Source organism: uncultured Roseobacter sp. (assembly GCF_947496515.1).
Lineage (GTDB): Bacteria > Pseudomonadota > Alphaproteobacteria > Rhodobacterales > Rhodobacteraceae > Roseobacter.
The window spans coordinates 71,814-98,687 of record NZ_CANMDB010000008.1; the positions used below are offsets into that span (position 1 = coordinate 71,814).

Consider the following 26,874-nt stretch of genomic DNA (forward strand, 5'->3'; position numbering starts at 1 on the left):
GGCGGCGCGCGATTGCAAGCGGCGGCGGCGGCTGTTACTGGCTGGGCACCCCCTAGTCACCGGATCCCTTGCCATGACCGCGCCGAAAAAGCTCTTTGTGAAAACCTACGGCTGCCAGATGAACGTCTATGACAGCGAGCGCATGGCCGAAGCGCTGGCGCCGCAGGGCTATGAGCAGACCGAGGTCGCGGCAGAGGCCGACATGATACTGCTGAACACCTGTCACATTCGCGAAAAGGCGGCCGAAAAGGTCTATTCGGAGCTGGGGCGGCTCAAGGCGTTGAAGGTCGACAAGCCGGATCTCAAGATCGGGGTGGCAGGCTGTGTGGCCCAGGCCGAGGGCGAGGAGATCATGCGCCGTCAGCCTGCGGTCGATCTGGTGGTGGGGCCGCAATCCTACCACCGGCTGCCGCAGATGGAGGCGAAGCTGCGCGACGGGCGCAAGGCGCTGGACACCGATTTCCCGGCGGAGGACAAGTTCGACACGCTGCGCACGCGCCCCAAGGGAAGGCGCGCGCCCGCGGCCTTTCTGACGGTGCAGGAAGGCTGTGACAAATTCTGCGCCTTCTGCGTGGTGCCCTACACACGGGGTGCCGAGACCAGCCGGCCGGTCAGCCGCATCCTTGAGGAAGCGCGCGATCTGGTCGACCGCGGTGTGCGCGAGATCACGCTGTTGGGCCAGAACGTCAACGCCTATCACGGCACAGGGCCAGATGGCCGGGAGTGGAGCCTCGCACAGCTGATCTGGGCGCTGAACGAGATCGACGGTCTGGCGCGCATCCGCTTTACCACCTCGCACCCCAATGACATGAGCGATGATCTGATCGAGGCGCATGGGAGCTGCAAAAAGCTGATGCCCTATCTGCATCTGCCGGTGCAGTCGGGCTCGGACCGGATTCTCAAGCGGATGAACCGAAGCCACACTGCCGAGAGCTACCTGCGCCTGATCGAGCGGATCCGCGCGGCGCGGCCCGACATCGTCCTGTCGGGGGATTTCATCGTGGGCTTTCCCGAAGAAACCGAGGCGGATTTTCAGGCCACGCTCGATCTGATCGACGCTGTGGGCTACGGCTATGCCTATTCGTTCAAGTACTCCACACGCCCGGGCACCCCGGCGGCGGAGCGGGCGCTGGTCGATCCAGCGGTCGCGGATGAGCGGTTGCAGCGCATTCAGGCGTTGATCACCCGCCACCAGACCGCCGTTCAGGAGGCGATGGTGGGCCGCGAGGTCAATGTGCTGGTGGAGAAGCCGGGCCGGGCGCCCGGCCAGATGCTGGGCAAGTCCGATCACCTGCACGCGGTGCATATCGAGCAATCCTCGGCACAGGTTGGCGATCTTGTTCCGGTGCGAATCACTCAGAGCAAGCGCAACTCCCTCGCGGCGGTGACGATACGGTAACGCGCGCTGTGCACACAGAGGCCGAAATGGCACGTTTACCGGCGTAGTGATGCGCAGTCGGCGACAAACCACCGTATCGCTTGCGCGAATATGCTTAAAACTCTTACTACTTCCTAATCAGTGCGATGGCCTTGGTCGTCGACCGCGGCAGAAAAGCGCCGCACGTGAGGGGGGAAGTGACTGTGAAGAAAAGCATTTGCGGCGCGTGGTGCCGTGCAATGGGCGTGGTCCTTGCCGCATCCGCGATGGTGGCAGGCGGCGGTGCCGGGGCGCAGACGGCCTCACAGGAGGGGCTCGATAAGGGACAATACGTGCCGAGCATCTGGGTCGATCCCGACGGCTGCGAGCATTGGGTGATGGATGATGGTGTCGAAGGGTTCATGACCCCGCATGTCACCCGCGACGGCATTCCGGTCTGCCGCGAGGCCAACCTTTGTGCGGTGATGACCTCGGATCAGTTCTTTGCCGTGGACAGCGCACGGCTTGGTTCCGGTGGACGCGCGCGGCTCAGCGAGTTTTTTGCCGGATCGCGGGCAAGTGCCTTTGTGATCACCGGACATACGGACAGCACAGCCTCGGATGCCTACAACATGCAGCTTTCGGTGGCGCGGGCGCGGGCTGTGGCGCAGATCGCGCGCGGGCAGGGGGCAATCGTGTCGGATGTACGCGGTTTTGGCGAACGCCAGCCCGTGGCCACCAATGACACTAGCGCCGGGCGGGCTCAGAACCGCCGCGTTGAAATCACCTGCATTGAGTGATGGAAGGGCCACACCCATGAGACATCTTTCCTCCACCGTGCTCCTATGCGGGACACTAGCCCTCACGGGCTGCGCCGAGCTTGGCTCCGACAAGGCCTTTGACCGCGGCCCCGACGCCAAGGATCTGCTCGATCTGCAGGCGGGCATCTGGGTCGACCCCAACGGCTGCGACCACTGGATTATCGACGATGGGCTTGAAGGCTACCTGTCGGCCCGGCTCGATCGGACGACCGGCAAGCCGGTGTGCTCCGGCGTGGCGCCGCCGACCCAGACGGTCGGCGATTTCAAGGCGGGCGGCACCGAGATCATCGGCGATCCCTTCTGACGCCTGACTGCGGGCGTCTTTTTTCAAGAAGCGGGGCGAATTTCGGCCTGTGGCGCTTGCGCCAGGCTGGGGGAATTGGCACCGTTGGGCCGAACGCATGTCCGAGGAGCAGCGATTGGCCGCCAGCGACCCAAGTTTGACAGACACAGTGACCGCAGCCCCCGGTGGCACGGTCGAATTCCCTGACAACCGGCTTTTGATTGATCTGTGCGGCGCCTATGACGCCAATCTCGCGCAGATTGAAAAGGCGCTCGGCGTGCAGATCGTGCGGCGCGGCAATCAACTGGCGGTGATGGGCGAGACTGCGGCGCAGACCGACGCGATGCGGGTGCTGCACGCGCTCTATGCCCGGCTGGAGACAGGCCGTGTGGTGGAGGCTGCGGATGTGGACCGCGAGTTGCGCATGGGACCCTTTGAGGAGGCGACCGGCGTGCTCGACGGGGATCAGATGGAGATGCCCATCGGCAACCGCATCGAGATCCAGACCCGCAAGAAACGCGTGGAACCGCGGACGGATGCGCAGAAGGCCTATGTGCAATCGCTGTTCGACCATGAACTGGCTTTCGGCATCGGCCCCGCGGGGACCGGTAAGACCTATCTAGCGGTTGCGGTGGGCGTGTCCATGTTTCTCTCCGGCCAGGTGGACAAGATCATCCTCAGCCGCCCCGCGGTGGAGGCTGGCGAGCGTCTGGGCTTTCTGCCCGGCGACATGAAGGACAAGGTCGATCCCTACATGCAGCCGCTCTACGACGCTCTGGGCGATTTTCTGCCGGGCAAGCAGCTGGCCAAGCTGATCGAGGAAAAGCAGATCGAGATTGCCCCGCTGGCCTTTATGCGCGGCCGCACGCTCAGCAACGCCTTCGTGGTGCTCGACGAGGCGCAAAACGCCACGTCCATGCAGATGAAGATGTTTCTCACCCGTCTTGGCGAAGGCTCCCGCATGGTGATCACCGGCGACCGTACGCAGATCGATCTGCCGCGGGGTGTTTCCTCGGGGTTGGCGGATGCGGAGCGGCTGCTGAAGACCATTCCCAAGATCAGCTTTAACTACTTCACGTCCAAGGATGTCGTGCGCCACCCGCTGGTGGCTGCCATCATTGAGGCCTACGAGGCGGAGACACCGCCTGCATGATCGGCATCCGTGCGCGTTGGCGTGTCCGAACGCTCCGGAGGGGCGCAGCCGGTGTCGACTGAGCCTTTGCTGGAGATCGCGATCGACGCGCCCCAGTGGGAGACCCTGCCGCTGGAGGATCTCTGTGTAAGGGCGGCGGCCGCCACGCTTGATTGGCTGGGTCTGAATGGCGCGCCTGCCAGCATATCGGTACTTGCCTGCGATGATACTCGGATCGCCGCACTGAACGGCGATTTCCGTGACAAGCCCACGCCCACGAATGTGCTCAGCTGGCCTGCGGAAGACCTTGCCCCCGAGGCCCCCGGCGGCCGTCCGCTGCCACCCGGACCGGACCCGGAGGGCGTTCTGGCTCTTGGTGATATCGCCATTGCCTACGAGACCTGCGCGCGCGAAGCCGCCGAGATGGGCAAGCCGCTGGCGGACCACGTGACCCATCTGGTCGTTCACGGAATATTGCATCTTTTGGGCTATGACCATATCGACGACGCCGATGCTGCGGTGATGGAACAGCTTGAGATTGAAATACTTGGCAAAATGGGTCTGAATGACCCATATAGGATTTGAACGGCACAGCACCCTGCCAATCTGACACAGGACCCAATGGGCGACACCGACGGACACCCCGACGCAGCGCAGCGCGCGCATGCCGAGACAGCACCCCCCTCAGACCCCGAAGCGTCAAGGCCGGGCGGCTTTTTCAGCCGCGTGATCGAGGCGTTGAGCCCCGGAGAGGACGCCGAACAGCCCCCCCGGCAGGAGCAGACGGACGCCCCGCCGCCAACTCACGGCATGATCAACCTGCGCCGCATGCGGGTCGAGGATGTGATGCTGCCCAAGGCCGACATCACGGCCGTATCGGTCGGCGCGCCATTGCAGGAAGTCGTGGCGGTTTTCAAGGAAAGCGGATTGACGCGGCTGCCCGTGTTCGAAGGCACGCTCGACACGCCCGTGGGTCTTTTGCATCTCAAGGATCTGGCGCTGCACCACGGCTTCAACGGCAGCGCGCATGATTTCGATCTGCGTGCGATGCTGCGGCCGTTGGTCTTTGTGCCGCCTTCGATGACCATCGGCGTCCTCCTCACCAAGATGCAGGCGGAGCGACGGCATATGGCGCTGGTGATCGACGAATACGGCGGCGTGGACGGGCTGGTCACCATCGAGGATCTGATCGAGCAGGTGATCGGCGAGATCGAAGATGAACACGACGTGGACGAAGGTCAGTATTGGACCGAGGAGAAACCGGGCAACTATCTGGCGCTGGCCAAGACACCGCTGCGGGATTTCGAGGCGGAGATCGGCCGGTCGCTCACGGATCATGACGAGGTGGATGAAGAAGAGATCGACACGCTGGGCGGCCTGGTCTTCATGCTCTCGGGTCACGTGCCTGCCCGCGGCGAGGTCGTCGTTCACCCCGATGGCCCGGAATTCGAGGTGATCGACGCGGATCCTCGTCGGATCAAACGTTTGCGGGTCCGCGCTACCCCGCGCAGCAGCTGATGCCGCAGGCCCGCCCGGGGGGCTACGCTCCGCGGGGATGGTATGCGGAACGCGGCGCGCTCGCGCGGTCGGTGCTGGCAGCCGCGGTGGGGGGCGTCGGCGCCTTGGGGCAGGCGCCCTACGATCTGCCGATACTGCTGTTCCTTGCGCTGGTGCTGGGCTTTGTGATGCTGCGCCGCCAGCCGAGCGCGCGTGCGGCAGGGCGGATCGGCTGGTGCATGGGTCTGGGTTACTTTGCCGTCGCGTTGGTCTGGATCCTGCAGCCCTTTCAGGTTGACCCGGATCGGCATGGATGGATGGCGCCCTTTGCGCTGGTCCTGCTCAGCGGGGGTCTGGCGCTTTTCTGGGGGCTGGCGTTTTACCTTGCGCGGCGGCTGTCGCGGCGCAGCTGGCCGCTGATCCTGACGTGGACAGCGGCGGAACTCGCGCGGGCCTACGTCTTCACCGGCTTTCCCTGGGCCAATCCTGCACAGGTGCTCGTGGACGGTGCCGCGGGGCAGGGCCTGTCGATGGCCGGGCCGCATGGGATGACCCTGTGGCTCTTGTCGTGTGCCTGGTGTGTCTCTCTGCCGGTGCCACGGCTGCGCGCCAGGGTGATGCGCGCGGGACAGGCGGTGTTGCTGGGGCTTGTCGCGCTCGGGCTGCACCTGCCGCCGGGAAAGCCGCCTGCGCCGCTGACCGAGCACACCGTGCGGCTGATCCAACCCAACGCGGCACAACACCTGAAATGGCAGCCGGAGCATGCATTTGGGTTCTTCGAGACGCAGCTTGCGCTGACCGCTGCAGCACCGGAGCCGGGCACCCCGCTGCCAGCGCTGACGGTTTGGCCAGAGACGGCGATACCCTGGACCTATGAGGGGGCCGATGAGGCACTGACGCAGATCCGCACCGCGGCTGGCGGGCGCGCGGTGGCTGTCGGTGTGTTGCGACGTCCGGGTGAGCGGCTCTTTAACAGTCTGGTATTGCTGCCCGGGGGGGGCGCGCCGGACCAGATCTACGATAAACACCATCTGGTGCCCTTCGGGGAATACATTCCCCTGTCCCCGATTGCCGAGCGGTTGGGGTTGACCGGGCTGGCGCAGGTATCGGCCACCGGGTTTCAGCGCGGGCCCGGTCCGCGGACGCTGGATTTTGGCGCATTGGGCCGTGGCCTGCCGCTGATCTGCTATGAGGCGGTCTTTGCCCATGATGTGAACGGCGCGCCAGCGCGTCCCGATTTCCTGATCCAGATCACCAATGACGCCTGGTTCGGCCAATACGCAGGGCCCCAGCAGCATCTGGCCCAGGCGCGGATGCGCGCCATCGAACAGGGGCTGCCGCTGATGCGGGCGGCCAATACAGGTGTGTCTGCCATGATTGATCCCTACGGCCGAATCCTGCGCGCGCTGCCACTGGGGGAGCAGGGCTTCATCGACGCGCCACTGCCCGCCCCGTTGCCAAAAACCCTCTACAGCCGTACGGGCGATTTACCTTTGGCTCTCTTGTTGCTCATAGGTCTCAGCACGTCATGGTTGCGCCGTATTCGATCTAATTAACGATTGACCCGGGGCGAGACCGACAATATTGACGCCCGACACCTGCCACAACGGCTTCCTGACGTGGCGGGCGAGACCCTAACGGAGCGACCCATGTCCCGAAAAAACTATATCTTCACCTCGGAATCCGTTTCCGAGGGCCACCCCGATAAGGTCTGCGACCGGATCTCGGATGCCGTGCTCGATGCGTTTCTCAGCGTAGAGCCGCAGGCGCGTGTCGCGGCAGAGACCTTTGCCACCACCAACCGCGTTGTGATCGGCGGCGAGGTGGGGCTCGCGGATAAGTCGGCGTTGCGCGAATACATTGGCCGGATCGAGGAGATCGCCCGCGCCTGCATCAAGGACATCGGTTATGAGCAGGAGGAGTTCCACCACGCCACCTGTGAGATCACCAACCTGCTGCATGAGCAGTCAGCCCATATCGCGCAAGGCGTAAACGCCAGCGGCAACAAGGACGAAGGCGCAGGCGATCAGGGGATCATGTTCGGTTTCGCCACCGATGAGACGCCCGAACTGATGCCGGCCCCCATCCACTATGCCCACGCGGTGCTGCGTCGCTTGGCGGAGGTGCGCAAGGATGGCACGGAGCCCACGCTGCGTCCCGATGCGAAAAGCCAGCTGTCGGTACGCTACGAAGAGGGCAAGCCCGTGGGCGTCAGCTCCATCGTGCTGTCAACGCAGCACGCGGACGAAAGCCAGACGTCATCTGACATCCGCGCCATCGTGGAACCTTACATCCGCGAGGTCCTGCCTCAGGGCTGGATCACGGAGGATACCGAATGGTGGGTGAACCCCACCGGCACCTTCGTGATCGGCGGACCCGACGGTGACGCCGGGCTGACGGGCCGCAAGATCATCGTGGACACCTACGGCGGGGCAGCCCCGCACGGCGGCGGCGCATTCTCCGGCAAGGATCCGACCAAGGTGGACCGCTCTGCGGCCTATGTGGCGCGGTATCTGGCCAAGAACGTGGTGGCCTCCGGCATGGCGCGCAAATGCACCATCCAGTTGAGTTATGCCATCGGGGTCAGCAAGCCGTTGTCGATCTACTGCGACACCTTCGGCACTGGCGACGTTGACGATGGCGCCATCGAGCGGGCGATCCCCCGTGTCATCGACCTCACGCCCCGTGGCATCCGCGAGCATCTGCAGCTCAACAAGCCGATCTACGAGCGCACGGCAGCCTACGGCCACTTTGGCCGCGCACCGGATGCGGACGGTGGGTTCAGCTGGGAAAAGACGGATCTGGTGGACGCGCTCAAGAGCGCCGTCTGAGCGGGATTGCGGCGGCGGTCACAGGGCGGTAAAGCCCGCCCATGAGCCAAAAAGACCGCCCCCGCCGCAACTTCTATGGCCGCCTGAAGGGCAAAACCCTCAAGGCGTCGCAACGGACCTATCTGGCCGAGGACCTCGCGCATCTTTCCCCCGGCCCTGTGAGCTGGGAGGAGAACCCGGAGCGGGTGCCGCTGGATCTGGCCGTGCGATTTGGTGGCAAGCCCGTCTGGCTTGAGATCGGCTTCGGCGGTGGTGAGCATCTGGTGCATCAGGCCGCGGGCAATCCTGACACCGCCATCATCGGGGCGGAGCCTTACATCAACGGTGTCGCCATGCTGCTGGGCAAGATCCGGCGCGCGGCGGTGAGCAACCTCGCGGTACATCCCGGAGACGCGCGCGATCTCTTCGATGTGCTACCCGGCGCAAGCATCGACCGGGCGTTTTTGCTCTACCCCGACCCCTGGCCCAAGACGCGGCACCACCGTCGCCGCTTTGTCACGGCAGAGCATCTGGAGCCGCTCGCACGCGTGCTGCGACCCGGTGCGATCTTTCGTGTGGCCACAGACATTGAGGACTACGTCCGCCAGACCCTGGAGGAGGTGCCGCGCCACGGGTTCGAGTGGCTGGCCGAGCGTCCGGGCGACTGGCGCGTCCCCTGGGAAGACTGGATCCCCACCCGCTATGAGCAAAAGGCCCTGCGCGAGGGGCGCACGCCGCACTATCTGACCTTTCGCAGGACCTGAGCCGCGCGCCCGTCGGGGCTGGACCCTCGCAGGCCGAGCGGGTAAGTCCCGCGCCAAAGACCTAATCAGAGTAAGCCCATGTCCAGCCACGGCGCGCCCGTTCCCATGACCTCCCATGCCGCAGGGCCGCTCGCGGGCCGCGCCGAGGTGCCGGGCGACAAATCAATTTCCCACCGCTCCCTGATCCTCGGTGCGCTCTGCGTGGGCGAGACGCGCATTTCCGGGCTTCTGGAAGGGCAGGACGTGCTGGACACCGCGAAAGCGATGCGGGCCTTCGGTGCGGAGGTGACAGACGAGGGCGGCGGCAACTGGTCGGTGCACGGGGTCGGTGTCGGTGGTTTTGCCGAGCCCGATCAGGTGATCGACTGCGGCAATTCCGGCACCGGCGTGCGGCTGATCATGGGGGCGATGGCGACCTCCCCGATCAGTGCGACCTTTACCGGCGATGCCTCGCTCAACGGCAGGCCCATGGCACGGGTCACCGATCCACTCGCGCTCTTCGGTTGCCAGGCCGTTGGGCGCGCGGGTGGACGTCTGCCCATGACGATTGTGGGGGCGAAAGACCCTCTGCCCGTGCGCTATGAGGTGCCCGTGCCGTCTGCGCAGGTCAAATCCGCCGTGCTGCTTGCGGGGCTTAACGCGCCCGGCAAGACTGTGGTGATCGAGGCGGAGGCGACCCGCGATCACACGGAGCGGATGCTCAGCGGTTTCGGCGCCGAGATCACCACCGAAGAGACGGAGGACGGCCGTGTCATTACGCTCACTGGTCAGCCGGAACTGACCCCGCAGCGGATCGACGTGCCGCGCGATCCCTCCTCGGCGGCCTTTCCGGTCTGTGCGGCGCTGATCGTGCCCGGCTCGGACGTGCTGGTACCGGGCATCGGTCTGAACCCGACGCGGGCGGGGCTCTACACCACGCTGCGCGAAATGGGCGCGGATCTGACCTACGAGAACGAGCGCGAAGAGGGGGGCGAGCCGGTAGCAGACCTGCGCGCGCGGTTCTCCCCCGATCTGACAGGCATCGAGGTGCCGCCCGCGCGCGCGGCGAGCATGATTGACGAATACCCGGTGCTGTCGGTCGTGGCGAGTTTTGCGGCAGGCCAGACGGTGATGCACGGCGTCAAAGAGCTGCGTGTCAAGGAAAGCGACCGGATCGACGCCATGGCGTCGGGCCTGCGCGCCAATGGCGTCACGGTCGAGGACGGCCCCGATTGGTGGACGGTCACGGGGCTGGGGCATGGCAACGTGCCGGGCGGCGCCACCTGTGCGAGCCATCTGGACCACCGGATCGCCATGTCCTTTCTCATCCTCGGTATGGCGACCCGGCAGCCCGTGACGGTCGATGATGCCGGACCGATTGCGACCTCCTTCCCGATCTTCGAGCCGCTGATGACGCGTCTCGGCGCTGATTTGCGCCGCGCGGCGGGCTGACAGGCCGCGATGAGCACCGGCCCTTTCACGATTGCGATCGACGGTCCTGCCGCTGCGGGCAAGGGCACGATTTCGCGGGCGGTCGCAGCGCATTTCGGCTTTGCGCATCTGGACACCGGGCTTTTGTACCGCGCGGTAGGCGCGCAGGTCTTGGCGGGATCGGATGCGGTAGCCGCGGCGCGAGCGCTGACGGCCGCAGATCTCGCAGCCTCCGGCCTGCGCAGTGCCGAGGTTGCACAGGCGGCGAGCCGTGTGGCCGCCATCCCGGAGGTGCGCGCGGCGCTCACCGCCTTTCAGCGCAGTTTTGCCCGCCGGGCGGGTGGTGCGGTGCTTGACGGGCGCGACATAGGCACGGTGATCTGCCCCGACGCCGAGGTGAAGCTTTTCGTGACAGCCAGCGCCGAGGTCCGCGCCGAACGGCGCTTTGCGGAGCTGCGCGAGGCCGGGGCCGATGTGACGCGCGCGGGCGTGCTGGCCGATGTGCGCGAACGGGATGCGCGCGACAGGGAGCGGTCGACGGCACCGCTTGTGCCCGCCAGCGATGCCATCGAGATCGACACCTCCAGCCTCAGCGTCGATGCAGCGATCGCAGCAGCCATCGCGGTCGTGGAGGCCCGCCGCTGAGCCATCCGCGCGATTGTTGCAACACGCTCACCAAAGGGTGCTTGGCGTTTGTGCGGGGCTGCGCCTAGTCTTTGTGCCGAGACAAGGCGAAAGGGCATTTTCAATGAAACATCTATTTCTGACGCTGACGCTGATCGGCTTTGCAAGCATGGCGAGCGCACAAGAGGACGCGGGCCCTGACGCAGAACCGCCAATGACGCTGGCGCGACTGACCGAGATAATCCTCGCCATTGACGAAGACGCCAGCCCGCGCGGCAATGCCATCGAATTCACCGTCGATGACATTCCTGTTCTCGTTGTCACCGATCCGGTGGCAGACCGGATGCGCGCCATGGTGCCGATCCGCTCTGCAGAAGGGCTGGAGCCCGAAGAGCTGATGCGCATGATGCAGGCCAATTTCGACAGTGCGCTCGACGCGCGCTATGCGGTGGCGCAGGGGCGGCTCTGGGGCGTGTTTATTCATCCGCTGAGCCCGCTCGAGCAGGACCAGTTCCTGTCGGCTATGGTGCAGACGGTCAATGTGGCGCGCACCTATGGTCAAAGCTATTCGGGTGGCGCGCAGGTCTTTGGTGGGGGCGATTCAGGCGGTATCTACCGCGAACTGCTGGAAGAGCTGCGCAAGGGTCAATCGCTCTGACAGACCTCCGAGCGCCTTGATATGAAGGCTTGCAGCAGGGGGCAGCGCAGTCTATAGACGCGGCTGTCAGAGCGGCGGGACAGCCGCGCGACACGGAATACGGGCAGGGTCGGCAATGTCGGCCCTGTTGCCATTTGGAAATACCCCTGTCCCGACCACAATTCGCAAAAGACCGGCGGAGACAACCGCACGGCCAGATCAAAACGTAAAAGGAAACGCACAGCTTCATGGCTCAAGACAAAATGATGGAGGAATTCGAAGCCCTCCTGAACGAAAGCTTCGAAATGGACACGCCCACCGAAGGGTCCGTTGTCAAAGGCAAGGTGATCGCGATCGAAGCGGGCCAGGCCATCATCGATGTCGGCTACAAGATGGAAGGCCGCGTCGAACTCAAGGAATTTGCAGACCCCGGTGAGGCGCCCAAGATCGATGTGGGCGATGAGGTCGAGGTCTTTTTGCGCCAGGTGGAGAACACCCGCGGCGAAGCCGTCATCAGCCGTGAGATGGCCCGCCGCGAGGAAGCCTGGGATCGTCTGGAAAAAGCCTATGCGGACGAGCAGCGCGTTGAAGGCGCGATCTTCGGTCGTGTCAAAGGTGGCTTTACCGTTGATCTCGGCGGTGCCGTGGCCTTCCTGCCCGGCTCGCAGGTCGATGTGCGTCCCGTACGCGACGCGGGCCCTCTGATGGGTCTGAAACAGCCGTTCCAGATCCTCAAGATGGACCGCCGCCGTGGCAACATCGTTGTGTCGCGTCGCGCGATCCTCGAAGAGAGCCGCGCCGAGCAGCGCGCAGAAGTGATCGGCAACCTGACCGAAGGTCAGACCGTGGACGGTGTGGTCAAGAACATCACCGAATACGGTGCGTTTGTGGACCTCGGCGGTGTCGACGGCCTGCTGCACGTCACCGACATGGCTTGGCGCCGGGTCAACCACCCGTCCGAGATCCTGTCGATTGGCGAGACAATCAAGGTGCAGGTCATCAAGATCAACAAGGAAACCCACCGTATCAGCCTCGGCATGAAGCAGCTGCAGGAAGATCCATGGGATCTGGTCGGCGCGAAGTATCCGCTCGACAGCACGCACACGGGCCGCGTGACCAACATCACCGATTACGGTGCGTTTGTTGAGCTGGAAGCCGGTGTCGAAGGTCTCGTCCACGTCTCCGAGATGTCCTGGACCAAGAAGAACGTGCATCCCGGCAAGATCGTGTCCACCTCTCAGGAAGTGGAAGTCATGGTGCTGGAAATCGATAGCGCCAAGCGCCGTGTTTCTCTTGGTCTCAAGCAGACCATGCGCAACCCATGGGAAGTCTTTGCAGAAACGCACCCAGAGGGCACAGAGGTCGAAGGCGAGGTCAAAAACATCACCGAGTTCGGTCTGTTCGTAGGTCTCGACGGCGACATCGACGGTATGGTCCACCTCTCCGATCTCAGCTGGGACCAGCGCGGCGAGGAAGCCATTCAGGAGTACCGCAAGGGCGATGTCGTTCAGGCGGTGGTCTCCGAAGTGGATGTTGAGAAAGAGCGCATCTCGCTCTCGATCAAGGCCGTGGGTGGCGACAAGTTCGCCGAAGCGGTGGGCGGCGTGAAGCGCGGCTCCATCGTGACCGTGACCGTGACGGCCATCGAGGATGGCGGCGTCGAGGTCGAGTACGAAGGCATGAAGTCGTTCATCCGTCGCTCCGACCTCAGCCGCGACCGTGCCGAGCAGCGCCCCGAGCGGTTCTCTGTCGGGGACAAGGTCGACGTGCGCATCACCAATGTGGACAATAAATCCCGCCGGTTGGGCGTGTCCATCAAGGCACGCGAGATCGCCGAAGAGAAAGAGGCCGTGGAACAGTACGGCTCCTCGGACTCCGGTGCATCGCTGGGCGACATCCTGGGTGCCGCGCTCAACAAAGGCGACGACTGAGCGCTTGACGCTTCACTGAAATGAGGAATGCCCCGCAGTCTGCTGCGGGGCTTTTTTCTTGCCGGAACACGGCGCGCTTGGCAATCGGGGTTCAGTCGCTGTCCGCGGTGGCCTCTGCCTTTTGCTTGGGTTCCGGACCGATCTTGTCGCGCAGCCAGCGGCCGAGATCACGTGCGGTCATGATCTCCTTGGGGTGGTCCGCGGCGATCACGTTGCTGGGCATATTGGAAAATCCCGCTTCATCGGGGCTTTGCACGACCGTCATGCCGCCCATGTCGTAGATCACCTGGGCGCCACGCATGCCGTCGTTCATGTTGCCCGACAGGACAACCGCGATGGCACGGTCGCCGTGCTCGGCCGCCAGCGTCATGAAGAGCGCGTCGATGGAGGGGCGGAAGCCGGAATTCTTCACTGTCTTGGACAGCCGAAGATCGCCGCCGCGGAAAAAGGCGTGGGTGGCGCCCGGGACGATGTAGATCCAGCCGTTGTTCAGTCGCTCGTCATCCTCGGCGCGCTTGATGTTCAGCGCACTCCTGGTTTTCAGGATCTCCGTCAGTCGCGAATCCGGCGCGCTGTGGACCGCGATCACGATGGGCGCGGCCAGCCCTTCGGGAAGCTCGGCGATCAGAGTTCGGATCGCGTCGAGCCCACCGGCCGAGGCGCCGATAGCGACCACATGTGATCGGGTCGGGGTTGTGGACATGGGACGGTCCTCTTTGACAGCGGTCATCATACCCTACCGCTGTACCATAAAGAAACAAGCTGTTGCTGTCTTTGCACAGGGCACCGCACGGTCGCCAGTTGATCGGCGCAGGCAGAGCCGAATCAAGCCGTGACGCCGCGCCGCAGCACCGGCAGCCGAAGACCCGGCGGCGAATATATGCGCGAAAAATCGCGCCAAAACAGAACCTTCGGGTCAAAAAACCTGTGTTCGGCGGAATGGCGTGGCTTTCGGAAAGGGGCGAATGTTCCTATAGTCGGCCCCAGCGGCGCGGCAAAAGCGCTGATTGCTGAAAAGGGGGTGCTGCCATGATCCGTTCCGAACTGATCCAGAAGATCGCCGATGAAAATCCGCATCTGTACCAGCGGGATGTGGAACGTATCGTCAACACCATTTTCGAGGAAGTCACCGGTGCCATGGCGCGCGGTGACCGGGTTGAGTTGCGGGGCTTCGGCGCGTTCTCGGTGAAGAAGCGCGATGCCCGGGTCGGTCGCAATCCGCGGACCGGTGAATCGGTTCATGTGGAGGAAAAGCATGTGCCGTTTTTCAAGACAGGCAAGCTGCTGCGTGATCGTCTGAACGGGAAAGCCTGATGCGCTACATTCGCTACGCCTGCATCGCTATTTTCGGCATCGCCCTGATTACTGTGGCCCTCGCGAACCGCGAGATGGTCGCGTTGCAATTGATCCCGGCGGAAGTGGCGGGATGGTTCTCTGTCACGCCGGAGATACAGCTGCCCCTTTTCATCGTGATTTTCGGTGGCATCGTGGCCGGTTTGCTCATCGGTTTTGTGTGGGAATGGATCCGCGAACACGGGCAACGCGCCGAAGCCGCCCGTCAGGCGCGCGAGATGCGCAGGCTGGAGCGTGAGGTTGCGCGGCTCAAGGGCGAGAAACACGCCGGCAAGGACGAGGTCCTCGCGCTTCTGGAAGAAGCAAGCTGAACCAGCGGCGCTTGTGGTGGCCGATGATGCGTGATCAAAGATGCGCATGGACCAGAAGACCACCGTCAAGATTTGCGGGCTGAGAACACGCGCCGACCTCGATGCCGCGGCCGCGGCCGGGGCGGCCTACGCCGGTTTTGTCTTCTTCGAGAAATCACCGCGTCACCTGTCGCTTGAGGCGGCGCGCGAACTCGCAGTGGCCGCACCACCCGGACTTGCCAAGGTCGCCCTGACGGTCGATGCGGACAATGGGTTTCTCGATGCGCTGACGGATCAGGTGCCGCTCGACATGCTCCAGTTGCACGGAGCAGAGACGCCCGGGCGTGTGGAGGAGGTCAAGGCGCGCTATGGTCTGCCGGTCATGAAGGCCGTTGGGGTCGCGGATACAGCGGATCTGGCCCTGTTGGAGCGCTACTTTGGCGCGGCGGATCAGATCCTGGTGGATGCCAAGCCGCCGCGGGAGGCGCCCTTGCCAGGCGGCAACGGGCTCAGCTTTGACTGGCGACTGATCGCCGGGCGGCGCTGGCCGGTACCGTGGATGCTGGCCGGAGGGCTGACGCCGGACAATGTGGGCGAGGCTATTGCGATGACAGCTGCGCGTCAGGTCGACGTCTCCTCCGGTGTGGAAAGCGCCCCGGGCCAGAAGGATGCAGAACTGATGCGGGCGTTTGTCTCGGCCGCTGGTTAATCCGGTCTTTACCAGAATCGGCCAGCCTGATCGGATGGCGGCACTTCCCGATCATCTCACTCCGCAAATCTGGTTGAACCAGATTTTCACGTCGCGCGAGGCGGCACAGGGCGGTGTTGTCAAACGCCAGGTGCGCGATGTGGAACGGCTCGTCGGACGACGCGCATTTGAGGCGGAACTCACACGGCGCGGATATCAGGCGGTCGAGAATAACCGATATTTCGTGATCTTCTGTAATCGCTTGCCGATCACGCGGGTAAGGGCCTTCGAAGGCCCTTGAAGGTGCGCGATGTCCGGTACCTGCGACAGGTCGTCCGGGCGCGGTCCAAGGCGGATCGATCCGCCTTGGGTCCCTTGTTTCCATGGGCGCACTGGATTACCACCGGCGGGTAGCCAGCGGAGGTGCGCCATGCCAGACGATCTTTTCAATTCCTTCATGAACGGCCCCGATGAAAACGGGCGCTTTGGTGATTTCGGCGGTCGTTTTGTGTCCGAGACGCTGATGCCGCTCATTCTGGAACTGCAAGAGCAATATGAGCGCGCCAAGACGGATGATGCTTTCTGGGCGGAGATGAACCACCTCTGGACCCATTACGTGGGTCGGCCTTCACCCTTGTATCTGGCGGAGCGCCTGACCGACCACCTTGGTGGCGCCAAGGTCTATATGAAGCGGGACGAGCTCAACCATACGGGCGCGCATAAGATCAACAACGTCCTGGGTCAGATCATCCTCGCGCGCCGCATGGGCAAAACCCGCATCATCGCCGAAACGGGGGCGGGCCAGCACGGGGTTGCCACTGCCACGGTCTGCGCGAAATTCGGACTGAAATGCGTTGTTTACATGGGCGCGCATGACGTGGAGCGGCAAGCGCCCAACGTGTTCCGGATGCGGCTGCTGGGTGCAGAGGTAGTCCCCGTCACCTCCGGTCGCGGTACGCTGAAGGATGCGATGAACGATGCGCTGCGGGACTGGGTGACCAATGTGCGCGATACCTTTTACTGCATCGGGACGGTCGCAGGCCCGCACCCCTATCCTGCCATGGTGCGCGATTTTCAGGCCATCATCGGCAAGGAAGTGCGCGAGCAGATGACGGCCGCCGAAGGACGGTTTCCCGATACGGTCATTGCGGCCATCGGGGGCGGATCGAACGCCATGGGTCTGTTCTATCCTTTCCTCGACGATCCGGATGTGCAGATCATTGGCGTTGAGGCCGGTGGGAAAGGTGTCAACGAGAAGATGGAGCATTGCGCCTCCCTCACCGGCGGGCGACCCGGCGTGCTGCACGGCAACCGCACCTATCTCTTGCAGGACGACGACGGGCAGATCCTCGAAGGCTTCTCGATCTCGGCAGGGTTGGACTATCCGGGGATCGGACCGGAGCACGCCTGGCTGCATGACATCGGTCGCGCGCAGTATGTCTCGATCACCGACAAGGAGGCGCTGGCGGCGTTCCAGCTATGCTGCGAGCTGGAGGGGATCATCCCCGCGCTGGAGCCGAGCCATGCACTGGCCCATGTGCTCAAGATTGCGCCCGATCTGCCACGCGATCACATCCTGTGCATGAACATGTGTGGACGGGGCGACAAGGACATATTCACCGTGGCCAAGGCGCTCGGGTTCGAGATGGGCGAGTTCGCCTGACAGCACATCGCAGCGACCGGGTTCCCCTGTCGGCAGAAAGGCCTGCGCTTGGGCTCAACGGGGCTTTCTAGCCCCGGCCTAGGCTATGCCGCTGAATTTCATGGAAAAACCCGCCCTCCGCCTCTCCCGCCAGGGTCAGGCTGTCGATGAGAAAGGGCCGGGGTGGCAGGTCTCCGAAATGGGCGACGGCATCGCTGGTGACCTTGCCCTGCAATTCGGCCGGCAAGGGTCCGGTCAGGGTCATATGGAAGCGGAACGCCTCCATCACGTGAGGGTAGCCCCACTCCTGCAGGTTGCGTTCCTGCAGCGGGGTCAGGCCTGACTGCCGCCGGCGGGCCAGTTCGGCTGCATCGGGCGGTGCACGGAAGACGTCGAGGGTGCGGACGACTTCGGCTGCCAGATCGCCCAGCGGGCGGGTGTCGCCGACAGGTGTGAGGGCCAGAAAACGGCCGATGCGATCGAGTGTCACACCGTCGAGGGCGACAGGTGCCAGCGTGGCGGCGAGCTTTGCGGTAGCCTCTTGCAATGCTTCGAGATTTTGACCCTCGGACAGGCGAAAGGGTGGTTTGATGGTCCCGTGAAAACCGTATTTTCTAGGACGTTTCGTGATGCGGTCGTCGGGGGTCCCGACAGCTCTGCCGTGGGCGATATCCCACCCCAGCCAGGCCGCGCCCGCATCCGCGAAGGGGCCGGGGCGTGGTGTGAAATAGATGCCATAGCGGGTGTAGACCATGGGCCGGATCCTTCTGCCAAGATGCGCGACCCTGTCATGCCATCTTTGCGGGGCCGCGCCAATCCTTGCGCCGGGGGCCTTGCCAAGGGGCGGCAGTTCTGGCCTTGTCAGCGCATCTATCAGCGAGGTTTTCCATGCGTGCCATGCAAGTCACAGAGCTGGGCCAGCCCCTGCAAATGAGCGACATCCCGACACCGGATCCAGGGGCAGGGCAGGTGCAGGTCAAGGTGCATACCTGCGGTCTGAACTTCGGGGATTTGCTTGCAATCAAAGGGACTTACCAGGAGCGGCCCGAGGTGCCCTTCACGCTCGGGATGGAGCTTTGTGGGACGGTGACGGCGGTGGGCGCGGGGGTCGAGACACTGCAGGCAGGCCAGCGGGTGGCAGCTTATTGCGGGTTCAACGCGCTGGCGGAGCACGCAGCGATTGACGCCAATATCTGCGTGCCGATCCCCGACGCCATGAGTGATGAGGATGCCGCGGCCTTCCTGATTGCCTATGGCACCAGCCATGTGGCGCTGGACTACAAGGCGCATCTGAAACCGGGCGAGCGGCTCTTGGTGTTGGGGGCGTCGGGGGGCATCGGGCTCACGGCGGTGGAACTGGGCAAGCTGATGGGGGCCGAGGTGATCGCGGTGGCCCGGGGCGCAGAAAAGCTCGCGGTGGCAAAGCAGGCCGGGGCGGATCATGTCATCGATTCTGATGCGGATGATTTGCGCAGCGTTGTCAAAGGCTTGGGCGGTGCCGATGTGGTCTATGACCCGATTGGCGGCGATCTCTTCAAGGCGGCGATGCGGGCCTGCAACCCCGAGGCGCGGCTGATCCCCCTGGGCTTTGCCAGTGGGGAGGTGCCGCAGATCCCGGCCAATCATCTGCTGGTCAAGAACCTGACCGTCATCGGGTTTTACTGGGGCGGATACACCCGGGTGAAGCCGAGCGTTCTGACGGACAGTTTTCGGGTTCTGACGGAGTGGTATGTGGACGGGCGGATCAAGCCGCATGTGAGCCACGTGCTGCCCTTGGAAGAGGCGAACGAGGGGCTCGACTTGCTCAGGACGCGGCAGGCGACGGGCAAGGTGGTGATCCGGATCGCTTAACGCGCCGCGCGCGCAACACGCACGCCGCGCGGCGTGCGCATCCGCTCAAAACCCACGTTGATGCCGTGATTTCAGGGCATTGGCCACGTCGGTATCGTGTCGGTATCACGTCGGTATTCTGTCGGTGCGCCTGACGGTATCGGGGCGTTTAACAGACCGCGCGCCGCGCTCTGTTACGGGGCGGTGAACCCGGCGCGCGCCGGGTTGCGCCCCGCGGGCACCGCCGCACAGACTGCGCCGTTGTCTGTGCGCGGCTGCGCTGTTATTGGATGTCTCTGCGCCTTAGTGTGCAGCTGAGAAGAGAACCGGAGCGGATACCATCAATGCAGCCAATTCTTCAGATCAAGGGTCTGCGCAAGGCCTATGCGGACGGGTTCGAGGCGCTCAAGGGCGTGGATCTGGAGATCGCGCAAGGCGAGATCATCGCGTTACTGGGGCCCAATGGCGCGGGCAAGACCACGCTGATCTCGACCGTGTGCGGGATTACCATGGCGACCTCGGGCAGTGTCACGGTGGGCGGGCACGACATCATCAGCGATTTCCGCGCGGCGCGCAGCATGATCGGCCTCGTCCCGCAGGAGATCAACCTGGAACCCTTTGAGCGGGTCAAGAACACGGTCAAATTCTCCCGCGGGCTGTTTGGCAAACCGCAGGACGATGCGGTGATCGAGCGGATCCTGCGGCAGCTGTCGCTGTGGGACAAGCGCGACAACCAGATCCGCGAGCTGTCGGGCGGGATGAAGCGGCGGGTCCTGATCGCCAAGGCGCTGAGCCACGATCCGCGGCTGCTGTTTCTGGATGAGCCAACGGCGGGCGTGGATGTGGAGCTGCGCCGCGACATGTGGGAGATCGTCGAGGGGCTGAAGGCCGATGGCGTGACCATCGTGCTGACAACCCATTACATCGAGGAGGCCGAGGCCATCGCCGACCGCATCGGCGTGATCGCCAAGGGCGAGTTGCTGTTGGTCGAGGAGAAGGAGCGGCTGATGGCGCGCATGGGGCAAAAACAGCTCGACGTGCAGCTGACGGAACGACTGGAAGCGGTGCCGCAGGCGCTGTCGGGCTATGATCTGGTGCTGTGCGAGGATGGCTGCACCCTGCGCTATTCCTACGACACGCGGGGCGAGCGTACGGGCATCACCAAGCTCTTGCGGGACGTGTCCGAGGCCGGGCTGGTGCTGCGCGACGTGGCCACACGGCAGAGCAGTCTGGAGGACATCTTTGTCGGGCTGGTGCACGAAGAACCGGGAGATGCGGCATGAATTTCACGGCGATCAAGGCCATTTATCTTTTTGAAATGGCGCGATTTTTCCGAACGCTTGCGCAGAGCTTCATCTCGCCGGTGTTGTCCACGTCGCTCTATTTCGTGGTCTTCGGCGCGGCCATCGGCAGCCGCATCGACCAGATCGAGGGTGTGAGCTACGGCGCGTTCATCGTGCCGGGGCTGATCATGCTGTCGGTGATCACCCAAGGGATCTCCAACGCGTCCTTCGGCATCTATTTTCCGAAATTCGTGGGCACCATCTACGAGCTTTTATCCGCGCCGGTGAACTTTCTGGAGATCGTGGCGGGCTACGTGGGCGCTGCGGCGACCAAGGCGCTGTTCATCGGGGTGATCATCCTGATCACGGCGTTCTTCTTTGTCGATATTTCCATCGCGCATCCCTTTGCGATGGTCGGATTTCTGCTCCTGACCGCGCTGAGCTTTGCGCTGTTGGGGTTCATCATCGGGATCTGGGCCACCAATTTCGAGCAGTTGCAGCTGGTGCCGCTGCTGGTGGTCACGCCCCTGGTGTTTCTGGGCGGAGCGTTCTATTCGATCTCCATGCTGCCGCCTGTCTGGCAGAAGATTTCCTATTTCAACCCGGTGGTTTACCTGATTTCAGGCTTCCGGTGGTCCTTCTTCGGTACGGCGGATGTGCCGATTGCCGTCTCGCTGCTGGCCATTGCGGGGTTCACGGCGCTCTGCATGGCGGTCGTGTGGTGGATTTTCAAGACCGGCTGGCGGCTTCGGCAATAAAGCCGCAGAGCGAAACTCTCTGGTCGCGCCGCCTTGTTTGCGGGGGGGCGCCAATCTACATGGGTCCTCATGAAACGCTGGATCCCTTTCGTCAAATCAGACCCAACAGTTGCCGTTCTTCGGCTGTCAGGCATGATCAGCGCCTCCGGTCGCGGCACGCTGAACGATGCGAGCCTGGCACCGGTGATCGAAAAAGCCTTCAGCCGGGGCAAGCCCGCGGCGGTGGCGCTGCAGATCAATTCCCCCGGTGGCAGCCCCGTGCAATCCTCGCTGATCGGAGCGCGGATCCGGCGGCTGGCGGAGGAAAAGGAGATCCCCGTCATTGCCTTTGTGGAGGATGTGGCGGCCTCGGGCGGGTACTGGCTCGCGGCGGCGGCGGATGAGATCTACGGCGATGCCTGTTCGGTCGTGGGGTCCATTGGTGTGATCTCGGCCTCCTTCGGGGCGCATGAGCTGATCGGGCGTTACGGGATCGAGCGGCGGGTCTATACCGCTGGCAAATCCAAGAGCATGCTGGATCCGTTCCGCCCCGAGAACGAAGAGGATGTGGCGCGGCTGAAAGACCTGCTGGAGGACATCCACGGCACCTTCAAGGCGCATGTGAGCGCGCGGCGGGGCGGCAAGCTGCCGGAGGATCGTGATCTCTTCACGGGCGAGGTCTGGCTCGCGCGAAAGGCGACCGAGCTGGGGCTGATCGACGGCATCGGGCATCTCAAGCCGATGATGCAGGAGCGATTTGGCGAAAAGGTAAGGTTTCGGCGCTATGAAATCCGCAAGCCGTGGTTGGCACGGTTTGGCGCGCAGATGGCGGGCGATGCGCTGCATGGGCTCGAAGAACGCAGCGCCTTTGCGCAATTCGGACTTTAGCCCCGCATGATATTCAAGATCGTTTCGCTGTTCCTCGTCGTGATCGTCGTGCTGGGGTTTTTCGGCAAGATGCACTGGCTGGGGGGCGGCCGGCTGAGCCGCGCGAAATGCCGGGCCTGCGGGCGCTACCGGATCGGGCGCGGACCCTGTCCCTGCGGGAAGGGGGAGCGGTCATGATCATGCCGTGGGTGTTGTGCGGCTTTGGTCTGATCCTGCTGCTGCTTGCGGGCGATGCGCTGGTAAAGGGCGCCGTCAATCTCAGCCTGCGGCTGGGGGTGCCTGCGCTGATTGTCAGCCTCACGATCGTGGCCTTCGGCACCTCGGCGCCGGAGCTTTTGATTTCCGTTCAGGCAATTCTGGATGGGGCGCCGGGGCTGGCACTTGGCAATGTGGTGGGCTCGAACACGGCCAATGTGCTGCTGGTGCTGGGGGTGCCTGCCCTGCTGGCGACCATGCACACGGCCGAATGCAACACGCGCAAGACCTTTGCGGTGATGATCGCGGGCAGCCTGCTCTTTATTGCGCTGGCGTTTCGCGGGGTCTTTGACTGGATCGCCGGGCTGATCCTGCTGGCGGGGCTGGCCTTGATGCTGGGGGACGCCTTTCGCGATGCGCACCGGCACCGGCAGGCCTGCAAGGACGATGACGAGGAAGAACCCGAAGGGGCAGATCCCGACATGCCCGGCTGGCGCATCGCGGTTTTTTTGCTGCTGGGGCTGGCGGGTCTGCCACTGGGCGCCAGCCTGCTGGTGGAGAATGCCACGATCATCGCCAAGACCTATGGTGTCTCCGACACGGTGATCGGCTTGACGCTGGTGGCGATCGGTACCTCGCTGCCGGAGCTTGCGACCACGGTTATGGCGGCGCTGCGGCGGCAGGCCGATGTTGCCCTGGGCAATGTGATCGGGTCGAACCTGTTCAACCTGCTGGCCATCATCGGCATCGCCAGTCTGGTCGGTCCGATCCCGGTGGATCGCAGCTTTTTGACATTTGATTTATGGGTGATGCTGGGCGCCTCTGTCCTTTTGGTGCCCTTCGTCTACTTCAGTTGGAACATCACGCGGGTCTGGGGCGTGATCCTGACCGGGCTCTACCTCGCCTATATGGTCATCGTCCTGGGCTGAACGAGCGGAAGGGGCCGGGATGGGCACAGCATTGGTAACGGGCGCGGGGCACAGGTTGGGTCGCGCCATGGCAGTATTTCTGGCGAAACGCGGTCTTGACGTAGTGTTGCACTATGCTGCCTCGCGCGAGGGGGCGGAAGCCGGGGTGGCAGAGATCACGGCAGCGGGCGGTCGGGCGGTGGCGTTGCAGGCGGATCTGCTCGACGATGCCCAGACGGAGGCGCTGTTTGCCCAGGCGGCAGCTGCGTTTGGCGGGCCGGTCACCTGCCTGATCAACAACGCGTCGATCTTTGAATACGATAGCGTGACCAGCGCCACCCGGGAGAGCTGGGACCGCCACATGCAGAGCAATCTGCGCGCGCCTTTCATTCTGACACAAAAGGTGGCCGCGCAAGGGATAGCACCGCTGACCGATGACGCGGGTGAGCCTCAGGCGGCGGGGCTGATCGTCAACATGATCGACCAGCGCGTGCGCAAGCTGACGCCTGAGTTCATGACCTACACGCTGGCCAAGATGGGCCTCTGGGCAATGACGCAGACGACCGCGCAGGCGCTGGCGCCCGCGATCCGGGTCAACGCCATCGGACCCGGCCCGACGCTGCAGGGCGCGCGCCAGTCGGCGGAACATTTCGCCACGCAGCGGGCCAGCACAACCTTGGGTCGCGGGGCCAATCCGGGCGATATCACGGCGGCCTTGGGGTACTTTCTGGATGCGCCGGCCATCACCGGACAGCTGCTGTGTGTCGATGGCGGCCAGCACCTGGCCTGGCAGACGCCGGACGTGCTGGGCGTGGAGTAGACCAGAGGCCGACCAAAGTTTTGCACGGGCTTAATGAGTGTTACAAATCCGTTACCAAAAGGCCTTTGTTTTCAGTCCCTTGCACGGATAAAAAGAAAATATTGTTTGAAATCAATGGCCTGAAAACTTGCTCAAATTTTAGGCAAATCGCTGAAATGCCGAAACTGCAACGAAAATTTCCCGGTGCCCAGAAGTTATGGTCAGAGTTATCCACAGCAATCGTGGACAGCTTAAGGCTTGCAGTTACGTACGCTACATTGCAGCGAAGCGGCAGAATCACGATGAGGCAGCATGACGTCAGACCCTGAAGCAGAGCAGGCCCCGGTGCTCACCGGCCCGGACGTGATCCAGGGGTATCTGCGCACCCTCGACAGCTCCCCCGGCGTGTACCGGATGCTGGATGCCGAGAGCCGCGTGCTCTACGTGGGCAAGGCGCGCAACCTACGCGCGCGTGTGAGCAATTACGCGCGGATGACCGGGCACAGCCCGCGGATCGCGCGGATGATCTCCATGACGGCGTCGATGATGTTCCTGACGACCCGGACCGAGACCGAGGCGCTGCTGCTGGAGCAGAACCTGATCAAGCAGCTCAAGCCCAAGTTCAACGTGCTGCTGCGCGACGACAAGAGCTTTCCCAACATTCTGGTCACGGCGGAGCATGACTATCCGCAGATCAAGAAGCATCGCGGGGCGAAGAAGGAGAAGGGCGCCTATTACGGGCCTTTCGCGAGCGCGGGGGCGGTGAACCGGACGCTGAACCAGTTGCAGCGGGTGTTCCTGCTGCGCGATTGTTCCAACGCGATGTTCGAGAGCCGCACGCGCCCCTGTCTGCAGTACCAGATCAAGCGGTGCTCTGCCCCTTGCGTGGGCAAGATAGACCCGGCGGACTATGGCCAGACGGTGAAGGACGCCGAGAAGTTCCTGACCGGCAAGACCACCGATATTCAGGCGCGGCTGGCGGGCGAGATGCAGGCGGCCTCCGAGGCGATGGAGTTCGAGCGGGCGGCGGCACTGCGCGACCGGATCAAGGCGCTGACCCAGGTGCAGACGGTGCAGGGGATCAACCCGCAGACGGTGCAGGAGGCCGACGTGATCGCGTTGCATCTGGACGGTGGGCAGGCCTGCGTGCAGGTCTTCTTTATCCGCGCGGGACAGAACTGGGGCAACCGGGATTACTACCCGCGGGTGGGCGATCACGTGGCCGAGGCGGAGGTGCTGGAGGCTTTCGTCGGTCAGTTCTACGACACGCGAGAGCCGCCGCGACAGCTGATCCTGAGCCACGGGATCGAGAACCCCGATCTGATGGCCGAGGCGCTGAGTGGCAAGCTGGGACGCAAGGTGGAGTTGCTGGTGCCGCAGCGCGGGGAGAAGGCGGAGCTGGTGGGTGGCGCGCTGCGCAATGCGCGCGAGAGCCTGGCACGCAAGATGGCCGAGAGTGCCACGCAGACGAAGCTGCTGAAGGGGCTGGCGGAGGCCTTCGGGCTGGAGGCACCGCCCGCCCGCGTCGAGGTCTATGACAACAGCCACATCCAGGGCGCCTTTGCCGTGGGGGCCATGATCGTGGCGGGGCCCGAGGGGTTCCTGAAGAACCAGTACCGCAAATTCAATATCCGCGGCGATGCGCTGACCCCCGGGGATGACTTCGGGATGATGAAGGAAGTGCTGACACGCCGGTTCAAGCGGTTGATCAAGGAGGATCCCGAGCGCAAGGAGGGGCACTGGCCGGACCTGCTGTTGATCGACGGTGGCGCGGGGCAGGTGAGTGCGGTACGCGAGATCATGACCGAATTCGGTGTCGAGGATATCCCGATGGTCGGTGTGGCCAAGGGGCTGGATCGCGACGCGGGCAAGGAGGAGTTCCACCGCACCGGCAAGCAGCCTTTCGCGCTCCGGCACAATGATCCGGTGCTCTATTTTGTCCAGCGCCTGCGCGATGAGGCGCACCGTTTCGCGATTGGCACGCACCGGGCGAAACGCGCGAAATCGGTGGGGGCGACGCCGCTGGATGACGTGCCGGGCGTGGGGGCGGCGCGCAAACGCGCGCTGCTGGCGCATTTCGGCTCCGCCAAGGCGGTGGCGCGCGCGAACCTTGCCGATCTGAAGGCGGTGGAGGGCGTGTCCGGGGCGCTGGCGGAAAAAATCTATGATTTTTTTCACGAGCGGGGCTAGCGCTGGCGCTGGAGTGGTGCGCGGGAAAGGCTTTTGCAAAAGCCTTGCCGCCGCGCCGCGGGGCCCGCTCGGTCAGTTTCAGCCGGTCGCGGGAGCGGAGGCGCTTTTACCCCGTGAGGTGCCGGTGTAGGGTGACGCCATGACGCTGACCCTCCCCAACATTCTGACGATCGTGCGGCTCGTTGCGGCGCCCATGGTGGCGGTCATGTTTCTCTATTTCACCCGGCCTTATGCGGATTGGTTCGCGCTTATCCTGTTTGTCTTTGCTGCCGTGACCGACTGGTTTGACGGGTATCTCGCGCGGGCCTGGAAGCAGGAGACCAAGCTGGGCGCCATGCTGGATCCGATCGCGGACAAGGCGATGGTGGTGATCGCGCTTATGGTGATCGTCGGATTTTCCGATGTCTACTGGACGCCCTGGCTGGTGCTGCCTGCGACAATGATCCTTTTTCGGGAGGTTTTCGTGTCGGGTCTGCGGGAGTTTCTGGGCGACACGGCCGGAACGCTCAAGGTGACTTCGCTGGCCAAATGGAAGACAACCGCGCAGATGGTGGCCATCGCGGTCTTGTTTTCGCGCGGGATCTTCGAACATCATCTGGTGATGAACAGCTACGGTATGGATGCCGCGCTGATTGCCCAGGTGATGTCCGGTGAGGTCGAGGACGTGCACGGTCTGCGCTGGTTCTTCCATGCGATGACCTGGGCGGGGCGTATCGGACTTTGGATGCTGTGGATCGCTGCGGGTTTGACGATGATTTCGGGTTTCGATTACTTCCGGAAATCGGCCCCCTATTTGAAAGGATGA

29 protein-coding genes and 1 riboswitch are annotated in these 26,874 nt (G+C 63.7%); of the genes, 27 read left to right on the plus strand and 2 right to left on the minus strand.

All coding sequences use genetic code 11. The features are described from left to right. Positions 1-73 precede the first annotated feature (73 nt). The 13 genes from miaB to rpsA all read left to right on the plus strand — a co-directional run bounded on the left by miaB (position 74) and on the right by rpsA (position 13,266). A complete protein-coding gene (miaB, locus tag Q1A53_RS14610; RefSeq protein WP_299968143.1) occupies positions 74-1,399 on the plus strand; it encodes a tRNA (N6-isopentenyl adenosine(37)-C2)-methylthiotransferase MiaB in 1,326 nt (441 codons plus the stop codon). Positions 1,400-1,644: 245 nt separating this feature from the next. Continuing rightward, positions 1,645-2,157: an OmpA family protein gene (locus Q1A53_RS14615; protein WP_299968438.1), complete on the plus strand. Its 513-nt coding sequence runs from the start codon at positions 1,645-1,647 to the stop codon at positions 2,155-2,157. A 16-nt stretch (positions 2,158-2,173) separates the two neighbouring features. Next, a complete protein-coding gene (locus Q1A53_RS14620) occupies positions 2,174-2,482 on the plus strand; it encodes a hypothetical protein (RefSeq protein WP_299968146.1) in 309 nt (102 codons plus the stop codon). Positions 2,483-2,597: 115 nt separating this feature from the next. Then, positions 2,598-3,614: a PhoH family protein gene (locus Q1A53_RS14625; RefSeq protein WP_299968149.1), complete on the plus strand. Its 1,017-nt coding sequence runs from the start codon at positions 2,598-2,600 to the stop codon at positions 3,612-3,614. 51 nt (positions 3,615-3,665) lie between these two features. After that, positions 3,666-4,178, plus strand: a complete 513-nt coding sequence (gene ybeY, locus Q1A53_RS14630; protein ID WP_299968152.1) for an rRNA maturation RNase YbeY — start codon at positions 3,666-3,668, stop codon at positions 4,176-4,178. Positions 4,179-4,214: 36 nt separating this feature from the next. Then, complete coding sequence (locus Q1A53_RS14635; protein ID WP_299968155.1) at positions 4,215-5,111, plus strand: hemolysin family protein; 897 nt, start codon at positions 4,215-4,217, stop codon at positions 5,109-5,111. After that, a complete protein-coding gene (gene lnt / locus Q1A53_RS14640; RefSeq protein ID WP_299968158.1) occupies positions 5,111-6,646 on the plus strand; it encodes an apolipoprotein N-acyltransferase in 1,536 nt (511 codons plus the stop codon). The genes Q1A53_RS14635 and lnt overlap by 1 nt, the downstream gene beginning before the upstream one ends. Positions 6,647-6,685: 39 nt before the next feature. Then, a riboswitch (SAM-SAH riboswitch) is annotated at positions 6,686-6,735 on the plus strand. Positions 6,736-6,739: 4 nt separating this feature from the next. Beyond that, positions 6,740-7,921, plus strand: a complete 1,182-nt coding sequence (metK, locus tag Q1A53_RS14645; RefSeq protein WP_299968161.1) for a methionine adenosyltransferase — start codon at positions 6,740-6,742, stop codon at positions 7,919-7,921. 41 nt (positions 7,922-7,962) lie between these two features. Next, complete coding sequence (locus Q1A53_RS14650; protein ID WP_299968164.1) at positions 7,963-8,664, plus strand: tRNA (guanine(46)-N(7))-methyltransferase TrmB; 702 nt, start codon at positions 7,963-7,965, stop codon at positions 8,662-8,664. A 78-nt stretch (positions 8,665-8,742) separates the two neighbouring features. Next, positions 8,743-10,095, plus strand: coding sequence for a 3-phosphoshikimate 1-carboxyvinyltransferase (gene aroA / locus Q1A53_RS14655; RefSeq protein WP_299968167.1), 1,353 nt, complete (start codon positions 8,743-8,745; stop codon positions 10,093-10,095). Positions 10,096-10,104: 9 nt separating this feature from the next. Continuing rightward, positions 10,105-10,719 carry a (d)CMP kinase gene (locus Q1A53_RS14660; RefSeq protein WP_299968170.1) on the plus strand — a complete coding sequence of 205 codons (615 nt, stop codon included), beginning with the start codon at positions 10,105-10,107 and terminating at the stop codon, positions 10,717-10,719. Positions 10,720-10,822: 103 nt separating this feature from the next. Continuing rightward, entirely contained in the window at positions 10,823-11,356 is a 534-nt protein-coding gene (locus tag Q1A53_RS14665) for a hypothetical protein (RefSeq protein ID WP_299968172.1), read from the plus strand. A 227-nt stretch (positions 11,357-11,583) separates the two neighbouring features. After that, on the plus strand, positions 11,584-13,266 hold the full coding sequence (gene rpsA, locus Q1A53_RS14670) for a 30S ribosomal protein S1 (protein WP_299968173.1): 1,683 nt from the start codon (positions 11,584-11,586) through the stop codon (positions 13,264-13,266). A gap of 91 nt (positions 13,267-13,357) precedes the next feature. Here rpsA and Q1A53_RS14675 read toward each other — a convergent pair whose 3' ends face one another. Further along, positions 13,358-13,969, minus strand: a complete 612-nt coding sequence (locus tag Q1A53_RS14675) for a chemotaxis protein CheB (RefSeq protein WP_299968175.1) — start codon at positions 13,967-13,969, stop codon at positions 13,358-13,360. Between the two features lie 326 nt (positions 13,970-14,295). Between Q1A53_RS14675 and ihfB the strand changes: the two genes are divergently transcribed. From ihfB to trpB, 5 genes are all read left to right on the plus strand, one after another. Continuing rightward, a complete protein-coding gene (ihfB, locus tag Q1A53_RS14680) occupies positions 14,296-14,580 on the plus strand; it encodes an integration host factor subunit beta (protein WP_299968176.1) in 285 nt (94 codons plus the stop codon). Continuing rightward, positions 14,580-14,930: a LapA family protein gene (locus tag Q1A53_RS14685; protein ID WP_299968178.1), complete on the plus strand. Its 351-nt coding sequence runs from the start codon at positions 14,580-14,582 to the stop codon at positions 14,928-14,930. Before ihfB ends, Q1A53_RS14685 begins: the two co-directional genes overlap by 1 nt. A gap of 46 nt (positions 14,931-14,976) precedes the next feature. Beyond that, positions 14,977-15,618: a phosphoribosylanthranilate isomerase gene (locus tag Q1A53_RS14690; RefSeq protein WP_299968180.1), complete on the plus strand. Its 642-nt coding sequence runs from the start codon at positions 14,977-14,979 to the stop codon at positions 15,616-15,618. Between the two features lie 34 nt (positions 15,619-15,652). Beyond that, entirely contained in the window at positions 15,653-15,898 is a 246-nt protein-coding gene (locus Q1A53_RS14695; protein ID WP_299968182.1) for an N-(5'-phosphoribosyl)anthranilate isomerase, read from the plus strand. Between the two features lie 129 nt (positions 15,899-16,027). Then, positions 16,028-17,260 carry a tryptophan synthase subunit beta gene (trpB, locus tag Q1A53_RS14700; protein WP_299968184.1) on the plus strand — a complete coding sequence of 411 codons (1,233 nt, stop codon included), beginning with the start codon at positions 16,028-16,030 and terminating at the stop codon, positions 17,258-17,260. 67 nt (positions 17,261-17,327) lie between these two features. Here the strand turns inward: trpB and Q1A53_RS14705 are convergent, their stop codons facing one another. Beyond that, the gene (locus Q1A53_RS14705) at positions 17,328-17,993 is read right to left on the minus strand and encodes a DUF1045 domain-containing protein (protein WP_299968186.1); all 666 of its coding nucleotides are present in this window, start codon (positions 17,991-17,993) and stop codon (positions 17,328-17,330) included. 134 nt (positions 17,994-18,127) lie between these two features. Here Q1A53_RS14705 and Q1A53_RS14710 point away from each other — a divergent pair, with 134 nt between their 5' ends. The 9 genes from Q1A53_RS14710 (at position 18,128) to pgsA (ending at position 26,874) form a co-directional block, all read left to right on the plus strand. Continuing rightward, a complete protein-coding gene (locus Q1A53_RS14710; protein WP_299968188.1) occupies positions 18,128-19,090 on the plus strand; it encodes an NADPH:quinone oxidoreductase family protein in 963 nt (320 codons plus the stop codon). 323 nt (positions 19,091-19,413) lie between these two features. Then, positions 19,414-20,352: an ABC transporter ATP-binding protein gene (locus tag Q1A53_RS14715; protein ID WP_299968190.1), complete on the plus strand. Its 939-nt coding sequence runs from the start codon at positions 19,414-19,416 to the stop codon at positions 20,350-20,352. Further along, complete coding sequence (locus Q1A53_RS14720; protein ID WP_299968192.1) at positions 20,349-21,110, plus strand: ABC transporter permease; 762 nt, start codon at positions 20,349-20,351, stop codon at positions 21,108-21,110. The genes Q1A53_RS14715 and Q1A53_RS14720 overlap by 4 nt, the downstream gene beginning before the upstream one ends. Before the next feature lie 69 nt (positions 21,111-21,179). Then, on the plus strand, positions 21,180-21,977 hold the full coding sequence (locus Q1A53_RS14725) for a S49 family peptidase (RefSeq protein ID WP_299968194.1): 798 nt from the start codon (positions 21,180-21,182) through the stop codon (positions 21,975-21,977). A gap of 6 nt (positions 21,978-21,983) precedes the next feature. Further along, complete coding sequence (locus Q1A53_RS14730; RefSeq protein ID WP_299968196.1) at positions 21,984-22,154, plus strand: hypothetical protein; 171 nt, start codon at positions 21,984-21,986, stop codon at positions 22,152-22,154. A gap of 2 nt (positions 22,155-22,156) precedes the next feature. After that, positions 22,157-23,101, plus strand: a complete 945-nt coding sequence (locus Q1A53_RS14735) for a calcium/sodium antiporter (RefSeq protein WP_299968441.1) — start codon at positions 22,157-22,159, stop codon at positions 23,099-23,101. A gap of 19 nt (positions 23,102-23,120) precedes the next feature. Next, positions 23,121-23,900 (plus strand): SDR family oxidoreductase, encoded by a 780-nt coding sequence (locus Q1A53_RS14740; protein ID WP_299968198.1) that lies wholly within the window; start codon positions 23,121-23,123, stop codon positions 23,898-23,900. A gap of 291 nt (positions 23,901-24,191) precedes the next feature. Further along, the gene (gene uvrC / locus Q1A53_RS14745) at positions 24,192-26,069 is read left to right on the plus strand and encodes an excinuclease ABC subunit UvrC (protein WP_299968200.1); all 1,878 of its coding nucleotides are present in this window, start codon (positions 24,192-24,194) and stop codon (positions 26,067-26,069) included. Positions 26,070-26,208: 139 nt separating this feature from the next. Further along, entirely contained in the window at positions 26,209-26,874 is a 666-nt protein-coding gene (gene pgsA / locus Q1A53_RS14750; RefSeq protein WP_299968202.1) for a CDP-diacylglycerol--glycerol-3-phosphate 3-phosphatidyltransferase, read from the plus strand.

Excerpts from the sequence above, each read along its gene's own strand:
- miaB (WP_299968143.1), top strand. The coding sequence starts at position 74 with ATGACCGCGCCGAAAAAGCTCTTTGTGAAAACCTACGGCTGCCAGATG.
- Q1A53_RS14615 (WP_299968438.1), top strand. The coding sequence starts at position 1,645 with ATGGTGGCAGGCGGCGGTGCCGGGGCGCAGACGGCCTCACAGGAGGGG.
- Q1A53_RS14620 (WP_299968146.1), top strand. The coding sequence starts at position 2,174 with ATGAGACATCTTTCCTCCACCGTGCTCCTATGCGGGACACTAGCCCTC.
- Q1A53_RS14635 (WP_299968155.1), top strand. The coding sequence starts at position 4,215 with ATGGGCGACACCGACGGACACCCCGACGCAGCGCAGCGCGCGCATGCC.
- lnt (WP_299968158.1), top strand. The coding sequence starts at position 5,111 with ATGCCGCAGGCCCGCCCGGGGGGCTACGCTCCGCGGGGATGGTATGCG.
- metK (WP_299968161.1), top strand. The coding sequence starts at position 6,740 with ATGTCCCGAAAAAACTATATCTTCACCTCGGAATCCGTTTCCGAGGGC.
- Q1A53_RS14650 (WP_299968164.1), top strand. The coding sequence starts at position 7,963 with ATGAGCCAAAAAGACCGCCCCCGCCGCAACTTCTATGGCCGCCTGAAG.
- aroA (WP_299968167.1), top strand. The coding sequence starts at position 8,743 with ATGTCCAGCCACGGCGCGCCCGTTCCCATGACCTCCCATGCCGCAGGG.
- Q1A53_RS14660 (WP_299968170.1), top strand. The coding sequence starts at position 10,105 with ATGAGCACCGGCCCTTTCACGATTGCGATCGACGGTCCTGCCGCTGCG.
- Q1A53_RS14665 (WP_299968172.1), top strand. The coding sequence starts at position 10,823 with ATGAAACATCTATTTCTGACGCTGACGCTGATCGGCTTTGCAAGCATG.
- rpsA (WP_299968173.1), top strand. The coding sequence starts at position 11,584 with ATGGCTCAAGACAAAATGATGGAGGAATTCGAAGCCCTCCTGAACGAA.
- Q1A53_RS14675 (WP_299968175.1), bottom strand. The coding sequence starts at position 13,969 with ATGTCCACAACCCCGACCCGATCACATGTGGTCGCTATCGGCGCCTCG.
- ihfB (WP_299968176.1), top strand. The coding sequence starts at position 14,296 with ATGATCCGTTCCGAACTGATCCAGAAGATCGCCGATGAAAATCCGCAT.
- Q1A53_RS14685 (WP_299968178.1), top strand. The coding sequence starts at position 14,580 with ATGCGCTACATTCGCTACGCCTGCATCGCTATTTTCGGCATCGCCCTG.
- Q1A53_RS14690 (WP_299968180.1), top strand. The coding sequence starts at position 14,977 with ATGGACCAGAAGACCACCGTCAAGATTTGCGGGCTGAGAACACGCGCC.
- Q1A53_RS14695 (WP_299968182.1), top strand. The coding sequence starts at position 15,653 with ATGGCGGCACTTCCCGATCATCTCACTCCGCAAATCTGGTTGAACCAG.
- trpB (WP_299968184.1), top strand. The coding sequence starts at position 16,028 with ATGCCAGACGATCTTTTCAATTCCTTCATGAACGGCCCCGATGAAAAC.
- Q1A53_RS14705 (WP_299968186.1), bottom strand. The coding sequence starts at position 17,993 with ATGGTCTACACCCGCTATGGCATCTATTTCACACCACGCCCCGGCCCC.
- Q1A53_RS14710 (WP_299968188.1), top strand. The coding sequence starts at position 18,128 with ATGCGTGCCATGCAAGTCACAGAGCTGGGCCAGCCCCTGCAAATGAGC.
- Q1A53_RS14715 (WP_299968190.1), top strand. The coding sequence starts at position 19,414 with ATGCAGCCAATTCTTCAGATCAAGGGTCTGCGCAAGGCCTATGCGGAC.
- Q1A53_RS14720 (WP_299968192.1), top strand. The coding sequence starts at position 20,349 with ATGAATTTCACGGCGATCAAGGCCATTTATCTTTTTGAAATGGCGCGA.
- Q1A53_RS14725 (WP_299968194.1), top strand. The coding sequence starts at position 21,180 with ATGAAACGCTGGATCCCTTTCGTCAAATCAGACCCAACAGTTGCCGTT.
- Q1A53_RS14730 (WP_299968196.1), top strand. The coding sequence starts at position 21,984 with ATGATATTCAAGATCGTTTCGCTGTTCCTCGTCGTGATCGTCGTGCTG.
- Q1A53_RS14735 (WP_299968441.1), top strand. The coding sequence starts at position 22,157 with ATGCCGTGGGTGTTGTGCGGCTTTGGTCTGATCCTGCTGCTGCTTGCG.
- Q1A53_RS14740 (WP_299968198.1), top strand. The coding sequence starts at position 23,121 with ATGGGCACAGCATTGGTAACGGGCGCGGGGCACAGGTTGGGTCGCGCC.
- uvrC (WP_299968200.1), top strand. The coding sequence starts at position 24,192 with ATGACGTCAGACCCTGAAGCAGAGCAGGCCCCGGTGCTCACCGGCCCG.
- pgsA (WP_299968202.1), top strand. The coding sequence starts at position 26,209 with ATGACGCTGACCCTCCCCAACATTCTGACGATCGTGCGGCTCGTTGCG.